Source organism: Methylobacterium sp. WL103, assembly GCF_008039885.1.
In the GTDB taxonomy this organism is placed as follows: Bacteria; Pseudomonadota; Alphaproteobacteria; order Rhizobiales; family Beijerinckiaceae; genus Methylobacterium; species Methylobacterium cerastii.
Window position 1 is genome coordinate 1 of sequence record NZ_VRUX01000069.1, and the last position, 13,236, is coordinate 13,236.

General features: G+C 67.4%; 11 protein-coding genes. 8 read left to right on the plus strand and 3 right to left on the minus strand.

The features are described 5' to 3' along the window. Window positions 1-35 precede the first annotated feature (35 nt). The 4 genes from FV222_RS07065 (at window position 36) to FV222_RS07080 (ending at window position 3,906) form a co-directional block, all read left to right on the plus strand. On the plus strand, window positions 36-1,382 hold the full coding sequence (locus FV222_RS07065) for an HlyD family type I secretion periplasmic adaptor subunit (RefSeq protein WP_147813640.1): 1,347 nt from the start codon (window positions 36-38) through the stop codon (window positions 1,380-1,382). Between the two features lie 101 nt (window positions 1,383-1,483). Continuing rightward, window positions 1,484-2,071, plus strand: a complete 588-nt coding sequence (locus tag FV222_RS07070) for a methanogen output domain 1-containing protein (protein ID WP_246685359.1) — start codon at window positions 1,484-1,486, stop codon at window positions 2,069-2,071. A gap of 127 nt (window positions 2,072-2,198) precedes the next feature. Further along, a complete protein-coding gene (locus FV222_RS07075; RefSeq protein WP_246685355.1) occupies window positions 2,199-3,242 on the plus strand; it encodes a sensor histidine kinase in 1,044 nt (347 codons plus the stop codon). After that, window positions 3,235-3,906 (plus strand): response regulator transcription factor, encoded by a 672-nt coding sequence (locus FV222_RS07080; RefSeq protein WP_246685356.1) that lies wholly within the window; start codon window positions 3,235-3,237, stop codon window positions 3,904-3,906. Before FV222_RS07075 ends, FV222_RS07080 begins: the two co-directional genes overlap by 8 nt. Before the next feature lie 58 nt (window positions 3,907-3,964). On the opposite strand, the gene FV222_RS29395 is transcribed toward FV222_RS07080, so the two are convergent. Beyond that, window positions 3,965-4,285 carry a hypothetical protein gene (locus FV222_RS29395; RefSeq protein ID WP_187277246.1) on the minus strand — a complete coding sequence of 107 codons (321 nt, stop codon included), beginning with the start codon at window positions 4,283-4,285 and terminating at the stop codon, window positions 3,965-3,967. Between the two features lie 170 nt (window positions 4,286-4,455). Between FV222_RS29395 and FV222_RS07085 the strand changes: the two genes are divergently transcribed. The 3 genes from FV222_RS07085 (at window position 4,456) to FV222_RS07095 (ending at window position 8,298) form a co-directional block, all read left to right on the plus strand. Next, a complete protein-coding gene (locus FV222_RS07085) occupies window positions 4,456-5,553 on the plus strand; it encodes a PAS domain-containing protein (RefSeq protein WP_246685357.1) in 1,098 nt (365 codons plus the stop codon). Window positions 5,554-5,869: 316 nt separating this feature from the next. Beyond that, a complete protein-coding gene (locus FV222_RS07090) occupies window positions 5,870-7,735 on the plus strand; it encodes a potassium transporter Kup (protein WP_147813632.1) in 1,866 nt (621 codons plus the stop codon). 272 nt (window positions 7,736-8,007) lie between these two features. Continuing rightward, window positions 8,008-8,298 carry a PepSY domain-containing protein gene (locus tag FV222_RS07095; RefSeq protein ID WP_348644932.1) on the plus strand — a complete coding sequence of 97 codons (291 nt, stop codon included), beginning with the start codon at window positions 8,008-8,010 and terminating at the stop codon, window positions 8,296-8,298. 76 nt (window positions 8,299-8,374) lie between these two features. Here FV222_RS07095 and FV222_RS07100 read toward each other — a convergent pair whose 3' ends face one another. Beyond that, on the minus strand, window positions 8,375-9,742 hold the full coding sequence (locus FV222_RS07100) for a TAXI family TRAP transporter solute-binding subunit (RefSeq protein WP_147813634.1): 1,368 nt from the start codon (window positions 9,740-9,742) through the stop codon (window positions 8,375-8,377). A gap of 630 nt (window positions 9,743-10,372) precedes the next feature. On the opposite strand from FV222_RS07100, the gene FV222_RS07105 reads away from it, so the two are divergent. Next, window positions 10,373-11,875, plus strand: coding sequence for a sensor domain-containing diguanylate cyclase (locus FV222_RS07105; RefSeq protein WP_246685358.1), 1,503 nt, complete (start codon window positions 10,373-10,375; stop codon window positions 11,873-11,875). Between the two features lie 100 nt (window positions 11,876-11,975). Here FV222_RS07105 and FV222_RS07110 read toward each other — a convergent pair whose 3' ends face one another. Beyond that, window positions 11,976-12,602, minus strand: coding sequence for a hypothetical protein (locus tag FV222_RS07110; RefSeq protein WP_147813638.1), 627 nt, complete (start codon window positions 12,600-12,602; stop codon window positions 11,976-11,978). Between the last annotated feature and the right edge of the window lie 634 nt (window positions 12,603-13,236).

A 13,236-nucleotide genomic window follows, 5' to 3' on the forward strand; every position in this document is an offset into this window, starting at 1 on the left:
CCCGTCACCTGATCCCCCGCCAGAGGTACCGGACCATGCGCACGCAACAGCTCGGGGCCCTGAAACCCAAGTCCTTCAACGGCTTCGAGGAAGGGAAGGAGCGGTCATTCTCCGTCGTTCCCCGCATCGCCTTCGGGTTCTCCCTCGTGATCGCCCTGGTGGTCGGGGCCGGGGGGTGGGCCGCGACGACGGACCTCAACGGCGCCATCATGGCACCGGGCTCCATCACGGTGGACCACCATGCCAAGTCGGTGCAGCACCGGGACGGCGGCGTCGTCGGTGCCATCCTCGTCCGCGACGGTCAGGCCGTGACGGCGGACCAGGTCCTCATCCGGATCGACGATGCCCAGACGCGGGCCGAGCTCGCCATCGTGCGAGGACAATTGGTCGAGCTTGCTGCCAAGAAAGCCCGTCTCCTCGCCGAGCGGGACAGCCTTCGCTCCATGAGCTTCCCGGTCTCGTTGGCCGGAGTGGATCCCGAGACGAAGTCCATCGTCGACGGCGAGACGCGCCTCTTCAAGGGCAACCTCGCCAGCCGGGACAGCCAGCGCCAGCAACTCGAACTCCAGATCGGGCAGGTGACCGAGGAAATCGCCGGACTGGTAAGGCAGAAGGACGCCAAGCGCGACGAACTCGTCATCCTGACCAGCGAGCATGGCAAGCTGCAGGGACTCGTCGACAGGCAGCTCTACGAGGGGTCGAAGTTCCTTCCCATCAACCGGGACCGCCACCGGCTGTCCGGGGAGCAGGGCTCGCTCGAAGCCTCGATTGCCCGGGCGAAGGTGCGGGCGAGCGAGATCCGGGTGCAACTGCTGGCGGTGACCGACACTGCGCGTACGGAAGCGCAGCGCGAGCTCGGCACGGTGGACGCCAAGCTCGCGGAACTCGGCAACCGCCGGATCGCCCTGGAGGACAGGCTGACGCGCACGGAGATCCGCTCGCCCGTCACCGGCATCCTGCACGAGCTGAAGACCTTCACGGTCGGCGGCGTCATCACCCCCGCCGACGTGCTGGCGACCGTGGTGCCGGAGGACGCGCGTCTGAAAATCGAAATCCATGTCGCCCCGGCCAGCATCGACCAGGTCGACGTCGGCCGGGCGGCGAGGGTACGGTTCACGGCGTTCAACCAGCGCACGACGCCGGAAATCAAAGGCAAGCTCGTCTACGTGTCGCCCTCGACGACCAAGGGTGCCAAGGACGACACCTATTACGTCGGGTACGTCGAGCTCGACGCCGGGGAGCTGAACCGCCTCGGGCAAGGAAAGCGTCTGGTTCCCGGCATGCCGGTCGAGGTCCATGTCGCCACCGAGGAGCGCACGGCCCTGTCGTACCTCGTGAAACCGATCCAGGATCAATTCAGTCGCAGCTTCAGGGAGAGATAATACAAGTATCGAAATACCGCCTTTTGGGCAAAATGCACATCAAAATCACCGTAATGAGCGGTTTTACGTCATTAAGGCTATGTGAAATTTGTAATTTGCCGATGTCAGTGCTAGTAATAGAAGACGTGGGAGGATGGAGGCTCAGTTCGATGAATAATCGAGCGGTTGGAGGCACTGTTTTCGACGATGCTGCGATAGCCCTCGACCGCGAGGGCTTCCTCGGCATGATCTTCAGGGCCCTCAGCGACACCCTGGAGGAGACCGTCGGGTCGCGGGAGGCCAGCGGCTTCATCAACCTCGTCGGCTTGGCCATCTCGGAGGAGATCGAGGCCGAGTACCTCCGGGCCGCGGGAACCTCGCGACTGGACCTCCGCGGGACCGTCGACGCCCTGATCGACCTGAAGCGTCGCATGGGTGGAGACTTCTACGTCATCGAGGAGACCGAACGGCGCGTCGTCCTCGGCAACCGGCGATGTCCCTTCGGAGACCTGGCGGTGAGATCGCCCGCGATGTGCATCGTGACATCGCACGTATTCGGCCACATGGTTGCGGAGAGCCAGGGTTATGGACGGGTCACGCTCGCTGACACCATCGCCCGTGGCGCCAATGGCTGCCGCATCGTCATCGATCTCGATCCCGACGCACCCGACGACGGGGGACAGCCCTATTTCGGGAAGGCCGACGCCTAGGTCCGACTTCGATACCCTCTTCGAGTTCGTCCCATCCCCCATCCTCCTTGTTCGGCGCATGGGGGAGGTCGCGGCCGCCAACGCATCGGCCCGCGAATCCTTGGGGCGACTCGAAATCGGCTCCGTCATGCCCGTCCAAGGGGCCGGTCGCGACGAGTTCCAGCGCTACCTCGACCGCTGTGCCTCCACTGCCGCGACCTTGCCCGGCGTCCTGTTCCTCCAGAACGACGATGGCGGACTGGAACGGCATCCCTGCCACGGCATCCGCGCGCGCCTGCTCGGGTTCGAGGAGTGCGCGATGGTCCTGCTCCACCTCGATGCGCCGACCGTCGACCGACGGTTCAAGGTCCTGGCCGCCAAGCTCCACGATGCCCGCCGCGTCATGCAGGAGCGCAGGCGCCGGACGCGGGAGCTTCAGTCCCTGATGCAGGAGCGTGAGGAGTTGCTCCTGCGGCTTGAGGCCGACGCAGCCGCACGCGTCGCGGCGGAACGGGAACGTGACGGGGTCCTGGCCCAATTGTACCGCGCCGGCCAGGACGAGCGGCGGCGCCTCGCACGTGACCTGCACGACCATGCGGGCCAACACCTCGTTGCGCTGAACTTCGGGCTGAGGCGGCTCCTGCCACATCTGACCGGCCCGGCGGCACGAAACGAGCTCGACGGCCTCCTCGGGCAGGCGCAGGACGTCGGCGAGGCCCTCAGGCGGGTGACCCTCGCGCTGCGACCCGCGGCCCTCGACGAGTTCGGGTTCGTCACGGCCCTGCGTTACCTGGTCGACGAATGGGGTCGCGCCACGCGCATCGGCACCGAGATGCAGGTCTCCGGGGACGAGATCCCGCTGCCGTCCGAGCACGCCATCACGCTCCACCGCCTGACCCAGGAGGCTCTGACGAACGTCGCCAAGCATGCCGGCAGGCCAAGCTATGCCTCCGTCGTGCTCCTGTTCAGCCCGCGGCATCTCACGCTCACCATCGACGACGACGGCGTTGGTTTCGAGGCCGACGAGGCGTCCACCCTCTCGCTGGTATCCCAAGGCAAGCTCGGCCTGATCGGGATGCGCGAACGCATGTCACTCGTTGGCGGCACCCTCGACCTGGAATCCTCGCCCGGGCAGGGAACGTCCGTCATCGCGCGGGTCCACCTCGCCATGGATGCCCCCCACGATGTCTGATCGTCTCCCGGTCCGCGTCGTGCTCGCCGACGACCACCCGGTGTTCCGGCACGGGGTTGCCGACCTTCTCTCGGGGACGGGTGAGGTCGAGATCGTCGCCTCGGTGGACACCGGGACGGCGGCGGTGCAGGCGGTCACCGACCTCGTGCCGGACATCGCCATCCTGGATCTGGCCATGCCCGACATGAACGGGGTCGCGGTGATCCGTACGCTCGTCGAACGCCGGAGCCCGGCACGGTCCATCATCCTGAGCGTCTACGACAGCCGGGTCTACGTCGACCAGGCATTCGAGGCCGGCGCGGGCGGGTACGTCCTGAAGCGCTCGGCCTTCCTCAACATCGCCCAGGCCGTCCAGGCGGTCCGGTCCGGCGGAACCTACGTCGATCCCATGCTGCCGGGCCACGGCGCCGCCCACGTTCGCCCCGTCGCCGCCCCGTCTCACGACGCCCAGGCCCCGCTGACCGAACGCGAGAAGGAGATCCTCCGCTTCGTGGCCTATGGCTACACCGGCAAGGAAATCGGGGCACGCATCGGCGCGACCCTGAAGGCGGTGGAAGCCCAGAAGGCCCGGGCATGCTGCAGGTTGGGGATCAGTAGCCGAGCGCAGATCGTCCAGTTCGCCATCCTGCAGGGATGGCTGCAGGGCGAGATCACGCTGCGGTGAGCTGGACCCCGGGCCCGCGCCAGGTCCGGCCGCACCACGGTGCACGCCAGGCGGGCCGCTAATCCGCGCGACAATCCCAGGCGTTGCAGACCTCTTGCTCTATCTCGGCATAGAAGTGGGCCTTCACGTCGCCACGGGTCACGCCTTTGGCGGTGAGTTCCGCCAGCGCGGCCTCGATGATGGGGACTGCCACCTTCGAACGTCCGGCCGCCACCCTCGCTTCGGATCGTCGGCGCTCGATGGCCTCTTCCCGCTGCCTCGCTCGCTCGGAACGCTCAGGCTGGACCGCAACGTCAGGCGACGGGTCCGGGCCCGCATCGTGGCTCCGAAAATAGATTAAGGCCAAGGCAAGCGATGCCAAAATCAGAAGCGCGCGCATCCCTTAGATAGGGCTAGATTGAACGCTTCGGCAATCGCTCCAAGTCGTCAATTGATTTTGTTGCCCGATACCGGATGAAACTGCTCGACATGAACGTCTTATCACACGCGTCGATTACGCGTTGATGAGACGAAAACGTCCATTTCCGCAGCGACGGGTAAGGAGGGGGGATGCCGACGCGTTCGTTGATGCGCCTGACGCAGTCCGAGGGCGAAGCGGTGCCATCCGCCCCGCCTGCCTTCTCCTCCAGGAATCTCCTGAAGCTGATCGAGGACATGGGGGACGTCGGCTTTTGGACGGCCGACATGCGCAAGGACCGGCTGGAAGCCTCGGTTGGGCTCTACCGCATCCTCGGGCTCGACCCGGCACAGGAAATGACTTTCGGGGTTGGCCTCGACATGATCCACCCCGACGATCGGGCGGCCCACGGCGACCAGATCTCCGTGCTGCGGAGCGGACAGCCGATCACGCGGGAATTCCGGATCATACGCCCGGACCGTACCAAGCGCTGGCTCCTCCACCGCGCCGAGGTGATGCTGGGCCCGGACGGCAGGCCATGCCAGGGCATGGGCGTGGTGTTCGACGTCACTGGGCGGCACGACAGCGTGACCTCGATGGAGCAGCGGCATGACCGCTTCAACGCCCTCCTGAGCGCGACCGCGGCGGTGTTCTGGATCAACGGCCCGGACGGCGAACCCCTAGAGATGCCGCAATGGCAGGCGCTCACGGGCCAGAGCCACGCGGAGATGAGCGGGCAGGGCTGGCTCGACGCCATCCACGTCGACGACCGCGAGCGAACGGCGGCGGCCTGGTCGACCGCGGTCTCGCACGCCACCCCCTACAACACGGATTACCGAGTGCTGTGCGCCGACGGCATCTACCGCTGGTTCAACGCGCGTGGGGTTCCGATCCTCGACCGGGACGGCTCGGTGCGGGAATGGGTCGGGGTGTGCCTCAGCGTGCCCGGACGGAACCGGTACGGCTCCCCGAAGGGTGCATCCGGGGGGGCGACCTACGGATCGGACGACGGGGAGCCGATCGTCACGCCGGCCCAGATCCGTGGCGCGCGCGGCATCACCGGCCTGTCGAAGGACGAGTTGGCGCGTCGCGCGAGCGTGTCCGTCTCGACCATCGTGCGCCTTGAGGACGCGACGTCTTCCATCAAGCCTCGCCCCGACACGCTCAGGGTGGTGCGGCAGGTGTTGGAAGAGGCCGGCGTCACGTTCACGTTCGAACCCGGTGCAAAGCCCGGGATACGGGAGACCTGACGCCGGCCTCCTGCAACCGATGGCGGAGGGCCCGGGCCGACCGGAGCCCACCCCGGGACCGGCGCTGGGTCGATCCCGCCGCCCGGGCGCATCCACGTTCCTCGGCGCTTCCATCGAGGACGTGGCGCATGTGCCTAAGGGTTCACTGCCGGTCGGCCATTCACGGAACGCTGCCGGCTCCGTGGGCGGTCCGCGACGAACGATCCGCACGCCTTGGCCGTTGTGATCCGTCCGCGGCGTCCTCGGCGGTTCAGCGATTGGAACGACATCCGTGACAGCGAGCGTATCGGCCCCTCATCCGACGTCCGGAAAATCAATGTCCGGGCATGCGCCGCGAACCGGTTTCTGGACGCTCGCCCTGGGTTCCGTCGGGGTCGTCTATGGCGACATCGGCACCAGCCCGCTTTACGCCCTGAAGGAGTCCCTCCATGCCGCCACGGGAGGAGCCGGCCACCATGCGCTGACCCGCGAGATGATCCTCGGCGTAATCTCGCTGATCCTGTGGGCGCTCATCCTCATCGTCACGGTCAAGTACGTGCTGATCGTCCTGCGGGCGGACAACGACGGCGAGGGCGGCACGCTGTCCCTCGTCGCCCTGGCGCAACGCGCCCTCGGCCACCGGGGGGGAGCCGTGATCCTGATCGGCATGGTCGGTGCCGCCCTGTTCTACGGCGACGCCATCATCACACCGGCGATTTCGGTCCTGTCCGCGGTGGAAGGGCTGAAGCTCGTCACGCCGGCCTTCGAGCCGTTCGTGCTGCCCGTCAGCGTGGCCATCCTGGTCGGCGTCTTCGTGGTCCAGAGCCATGGCACAGCCCGGGTGGCGGCCTTCTTCGGACCGATCACGGCCCTCTGGTTCCTGGCCATGGCCCTCGGCGGCCTCGTCCATCTCACCGACGACCCGGGCATCCTGCACGCCTTCAACCCGGCGTTCGGCGTCGGCTTCCTATTGAACCATGGCGGCGCGAGCCTCCTCGTCCTGGGCGCGGTGTTCCTCGCCGTCACGGGCGCCGAGGCGCTTTACGCGGACATGGGTCATTTCGGCGGCGGTCCGATCAGGGCGGCATGGTTCGGCCTCGTCTTCCCGTCCCTCGGCCTCAACTACCTCGGTCAGGGCGCCATGCTGCTCGCCCATCCGGAGAACATGGAGAACCCGTTCTTCCTTCTCTACCCGTCCTGGGCCCTCATCCCGATGGTGCTGCTGGCCACGATGGCCACAGTGATCGCGAGTCAGGCGGTCATCACGGGTGCGTTCTCGATCACCCAGCAGGCGATGCAATTGGGGCTGCTGCCGCGCATGCGGGTCCTGCGCACGTCCGAGACCAAGCGGGGCCAGATCTACATCCCCCAGGTCAACTGGTGGCTGCTCGTGGCGGTCGTCTTCCTGGTGGTGCTGTTCAAGTCCTCGACGGCGCTGGCCGCGGCCTACGGGATCGCGGTCACCGGCAACATGGTCATCACCACGGCGCTGGTCTTCGTCGTGGCCTGGAAGGCGTGGCGGTGGTCGCCCGCCGTCGCGGCCTTGCTGCTCGCGCCGTTCCTGCTCATCGAGGGCGTCTTCCTCACGGGCAACGCGCTCAAGATCCTCGACGGGGGCTGGCTTCCCCTGCTGGTGGGCGCCGTGCTCGTGACGATGATGTGGACCTGGCGTACCGGCTCGCTCTTCATCACCAGGGAGATGCACCACGACCGGCTTCCGCTCTCCGACTTTATCGGGACGGCCGCGAACGGCACGTTCCAGCGCGTGCCCGGAACGGCCGTCTTCCTGACCGGCACGCTCGGCGACACGCCCGGAGCCCTGCTGCACAACGTCCGGCACAACCGCGTGCTTCACGCACAGAACCTCATCGTGACGGTCGTGACCGAGGATACGCCGCGCATCGTCGGCGGGGAGCGCGTTCGCGTCGAGAGGCTCTCCGACTCGGTGAGCCGTGCCAGCGTGCGGTTCGGGTTTATGGAACTTCCCGACCTTCCTGCGGCCTTGGCGGGTGCCTGCCTGGACTCGGGTGGGCTGTCCTACTTCCTGACCCGGCGCGTCCTCGTGGCGTCCGCCGAGACCGGGATGCCGGTGTGGCAGGACCGGATCTACATCGCGATGGCCCAGGCGGCCACGGACGCCTCACGTTACTTCCGCATCCCCGTCGACCGCGCCGTGGAGATCGGGTCGCAGATCAGGATCTGACGGCAATCGACGACAGGGTGGGCTCGCTGTCGGTGGATTTCACCCATGGGTACCTCCGCAACACGTCGACCTGTCTCGCGGCACCGTCCCCCGCATCCACGACGCCGGGCCACTCGGACCTTCGCCCGGTGGGCGGCCCGACCGGTAGGCTCAAGGCAGCTACGTTTCAGGCGCTGAATGCATCCAGGCAGCACGGTGACCGGTAGCCGCGGCAATCGCGGATGGAGCTCTGGCGATGCCTCATCGTACAATCGATAACGCCGGAATGAATTTTGGTCGAATACGAATCCTGGGTGTTAGAAATGCTCAAAAACTCAGTCTTGGCATGCGCGCTCGTCTTCTGCGTGGGCCTGCAGGGTGTCGCCCTGGCTGATCAGCCGGGACCGGATTGGATGCCGCTGGAGCAGGTCAAGCAGAAGCTCATATCGTCGGGATATACCTCGATCATCAAGATCGAGGCCGAGGATGGGCATTGGGACGGGGAAGGGATGAAGAACGGCAAGGCGATGCAGTTCGACCTTGACCCGAAGACCGGGGACATACTTGGGGAAGTGGAAAAGTAGACGACCAGCCGTCCCGGATCAGTCATCGAGCCGGTCTCCCGGTAGGCCGGTCCTCAAACGCATTCGTGGGGAGGCATCATGCCGAGGCGGCGCCCGATCCCAAGCCTCGGCCGAGGCGTCGGGCGACGGTCGAGCGCGCGGCATCCACGGCAAGGGTCGCCGCCGCCAGGGTGTGGGGTTCGGCGGCCCTCCTCAGCGCGTGGCGCGCGACGCTGGCCGCCAGGTCGTCGGTCTCACCCGCCATCTCCTCCAGCTTGGATCGGTCGCTTTCCCCACGGGCGTTCGAGCGGATCTCCAGGAGCCGCAGGGTCGCCACCTCGATTCGCTCGCGCCGGATACGCCCGATCCGCTGCCGGAGCCATGCGGCCACGGACCCGAGGCCGCCGCCGAGGATGGCCAAGAGGTAGATCCAGCTCTCGTATCGCTCGATGAGGCTCTCCTGCTCGCGCTCGTAGTAATCGATGGCGCCCGGGTGGATGGCGAGACGCGCGCTGGTCGCGCCGACGGTGGTGTCGTAGGCCGGGTGGGTGACGTCCTCGGCCGCGGGCGTGGCCTCCGACAGGAGCGCGCGCATCTCGAACAGGTGCTGGGTCACCTCCGCGGCGACGCTCCGGGACAGGGTCGCACGGGCCATGAGGCGATAGGACGACCCGACCGTCGGGACGTCCTCGGCCGGAAGGCGCTGTTGCCCGTCGTAGAGGCCGGCCGGGATGGTGACGGCCTGGAGCCGAGGTAGCCGCGCCAGGGTGGACGCGGCGTCGGGCGCGCCGAACAGCGTCGCCTCGCCGTTCGCGTCCGCCCCCCGGACGATCCCGACGATGCGTTGCGCGGCCGACGACGTCGGCGTGGTCAGCAGGATCACGGCGGCGATACGGCCCTCGGAGAGGAAGCGCCCGATAGCCCCTTCCTCGACCGGGACCAGGGCGACGACCCGTCCGTGCACCTCACCTTCCGGAACGTCGTCCCGCAGCTCCAGGCCGTGCCGCCGCACCAGGCTCCGCACGAGGGCATGGTCCGCCTTCCGGGGTGCCAGGATGCCCAACCGCTTGCCCGCGAGGGCGGGGAAGCCATCCATGCCGGCCTGGCGGGGCGCGACTACGAAGGTCGCCTGCTCGCGCAGGACCGCCAGGGTGAGCCCGTTGCGCGGCAGCATGACGTCGGGCCGGACCACGGCGAGGTCCGCCTTTCCGTCCCGGAGCGCCTCTGCACTCTCGCGCACCCCGTCGAAGGGGACGATCCGCAGCCGGATGGACGCCTTTCCCTTGGCCAGGGCATCCGCGTAGGCCCGCATCAGGGCCGGCTCGGAACCACCGTTCGGAGCCACGGCGACGACGAGCGTGGTCGGCCGCGCGAGGTAGGCGTAGGCGAAGCCGGCGACCGCCAGCGCAAGTAGGGGCGCGCAGAACAAGACCACCCGCCGGATCGGCGCCCCCACCTTGCGCAAGCGATTACCCCCAGCGGCGCCTCGTCGCCACCGGCCAAAGGTGGGCCGTGGCGGCCTCCGTTGCGAGTGGGGACCGTCGTCGATCCGTTCGGTCGCCGGGGATCCTCATGAGACACCCATGCGGAACGTCACGTTTCCCGTTCGACGCCTACGCCGGGCCTCCCAGCCGGGACGCCTCGCCCCACGACGAGGGTGGTCGTCGGTGATCCGGCGCCGACCTTCATCGATAGCTCAAGGACGTTCGACGGGATTCGCCTGCGGCATGGACCTTCGTGACCGCGGCCTCGGCGATACCGGAAGGTCCTGGAAGCGGCGTCAGGCCAGGGGCGATGGAAGACGCCGTGGTCGGCACCTGCGTTGCCTCAGCCCAGGGAAGATTTCTCAGTGAGACGGCCGAATGCGCCGGGGTCATGCCCCGACCATCTAAGCGGGCCGTGATCAGGCGACGGCCCGAACCGGGTCCGGATCGGCTTCGGGTCGTTCGGGACTGTTCTCCATGCGCCGTGTCGGGCGCGAGACGGCTTCCGAGGTTGTCACACCCGGTGCTTAACCGTCCGGTCAGACCCCATGCGCGACATTCGTGGCAACCAAGATTGGAAACGCCCGGTGATATCCGTCCCCGACCGCCTGATGGGAGCGCGCACGTCCAATCGGAGCTGGGTCGCACTCGGCGTGCTGGCGCCCATCGGCATGCTGGTCATGTCGGGGCTCATGCTGCTGGACCTCAGGCGCGACGCCTGGGACAGGTCCGAGCAGACCTCAAGGAACCTGCTGCAGGTCGTCGAGCGCGACATCGTCCGCAACGTCGAGCTCATCGACCTGTCGCTACGGGGCGTCGTCGACAACCTGCGGGCGCCGGCCACGGCAGAGGCGAGCCCGCGGACGCGGCAGCTGATCTTGTTCGACCGCGCCGCCACGGCGAAGGACATCGGAGACCTGCTGGTCATCGACGAGACGGGCGAGATCGCGATCGACGCGGCCGGCTGGCCGCCGCGCAAGTGCAACTACGCCGACCGCGAATATTTCCAGGCCCACAAGACGCACCCCGCCCTAGGTCTCCATATCGGCCAACCCCTGGTCTCGCGCCTGACCGGCGAGCGAATACTCCCCTTCAGTCGTCGCATCGCCAAACCGGACGGCTCCTTCGGCGGCGTCGCGCTCGGAACCCTCAAGCTGTCTTACTTCACCCGCTTGTTCGACAGGATTGGCCTGGGTCGAGAGGGTGCGATCAACCTCTTTCTCAGGAGCGGGATGCGCATCGTGCGCCATCCCTATGCCGAGGCCGACGTCGGCGTGAACATCGCCGGCACCCCGAACTTCGACCGCTTCGTCCGCGAGGGCAGCGGCGCCTTCGTCGGGATGTCCGTCCGCGACGGCGTCGAGCGCCACTACGCCTTCACCCAGGTGGGCGATCTTCCGTTGGTCCTCAACGTCGCCGTCGGCACGGCCGACGTCGAGGCGCAATGGCGGACGAAGGCCCTCGGCATCGCCGCCATCGTCCTCTCCCTGTGCGGGGTGACCATCGCCCTATCGCTGCTGTTCGGCCGGGAACTCGGGCTCAGGGCGGAGATGCACGCCGAGATGGCCCGTCTATCGCGCACGGACGCGCTGACCGGCCTGGCGAACCGCCGCCGGTTCGAGGATGCCTACGCACGGGCATGCGCGGACGCACGCCGGACCGGCGAGCCGATGTCCCTGCTCATGGTCGATGCCGACCATTTCAAGCGCATCAACGACAAGCATGGCCACACCGTCGGCGACGAGGTGCTTAGGGGATTGGCCAGCTGCCTTCAGGCCGGCGTGAACCGGCCCGGCGACCTGGTCTGCCGGATCGGCGGCGAGGAGTTCGTCCTGTTGCTTCCGAAGACAGACGAGGCAGGCGCGCTGCGCGTCGCCGACGAGGTGCATGCCCAGGTGTCGCGTCTGACGGTCGGAATGGCCGGCATCGCGGCGGGTGCGGTCACCGTCAGCATCGGCACGGCTTCCGGTGTCTCCCGGGCGGAGGATCTCTACGCCCTGGCGGATGGGGCCGTGTACGAGGCCAAGGCGGCGGGTCGCAATCGGACGCGAAGCGCTCCGTCCGAGATCTTGGAGAACAGGGGCGGGGAACGTTCTCGCGTGATCGCCGCCTGACCGTCGTATCGTTCACCCGCGAGCGGGTTCCGCGTCTCGCCGCCATATTGGCATGGCCCCCGACCCTCCGGAGACCGCCACCGACCGGTCGCGTACGCCATCAGGCCGCGACGTCGTCCTCCGGCCTGCGCCTGCGATAACGCCCGGGGTCCGCGGCCGCGAACAGCTTCCGGTACTTGATGCGCTGGTCGATCACGCCCCGGATCAGGGCCGGACCCCAGTCGCCTGGGTACTCCTCCGCCTCCTTGACGAATTCGCGCCCGATCCGCCGCGTGATCTCGGTCAGGTGCATCGCCTCCCGCTCCGGCAGCACCTCCCAGATCTCCTGCGCCATCCGCGGCCAGAACTCCCGCGCCCGCACGACGCGGATGTGCTCCCGCATCCCTTCGAGCTCGGCCGCATGCCGCGCGATCTCGGCCCGCAGCCCCTCGATCACGGCCTCACCCGCATCCACCATCCCGAGCGCCTCGTGCCGGAGGTCCCGTTCCGCCGCGATGGCCTCCGCCATGCGCAGGCGCTCCCGTACCATCATCGCCGCGGCTTCGGCCTCCGCCGCCTTCCACAACGCCACGCCGGCCTTCGCCAACCCCGTTTCGACCGCCTCCGGCAAGCCCGTGAGTTCGATGACCGGGCTGTAGGCCCGCTCCCGAGTCCAGTCCGCCAGGTGCTCGCCGACGCTTCGGTTGTTTCCGGCCACACCCTTGTCCAGCTTGACCCGTGCCCACACGCTCCATGCCTCGGCCCAAATTTAGTCTGCAGGTCGGAAGTTCTCCCGGGGATCTTCACTCGGCGGAGGAACGGCTTTTCTTTTGGTGCAGTGATCGAAAAGCGGTTCGGTGGTGCTCAGTTGGTCCTACCCAGACAGCGGGCTGCAGAACAATGTCCGCTTACAGGCAGGCGATGAAACGGGATGAGCGACCGGGTTGGGTCGGGACCCGTCCGTCTGCTCTACGACCAGGTAGGGTGGATTTCTGCTGGTCCGCTCTCGGAAGCAAAATCGAGAAAGCGGACGGTCGCTCGGGTCGCGATGCATGACGGCTTAGCGCCCATCCCGGTCATCCAGCGGGCTGTGCGACATCCCGTAAGCGTGTGTTCAGCTTCGCCGTATAAGCGCTATTGATGGAGCCAAGCGCCATGTCGTTTGCTCAGAGCACCTACAACACTCGCTCGGCGTCCGGGGCCTTCGTCGTATTCCGCGGCCAGCGGTAGCGCTGGTTCGCGATGCGCGTCGATGGTAAGCGCTCGGTGGAGGCTCGGCGTTGTATTTCGGTCGCGTCGTCTTCCTGAAGGCCGGCTGACCGAGGGGATGACCGTGCGCCGATCTGGATGTTTTGCGGTGACGAGATGCTTTTCTAGCCCGA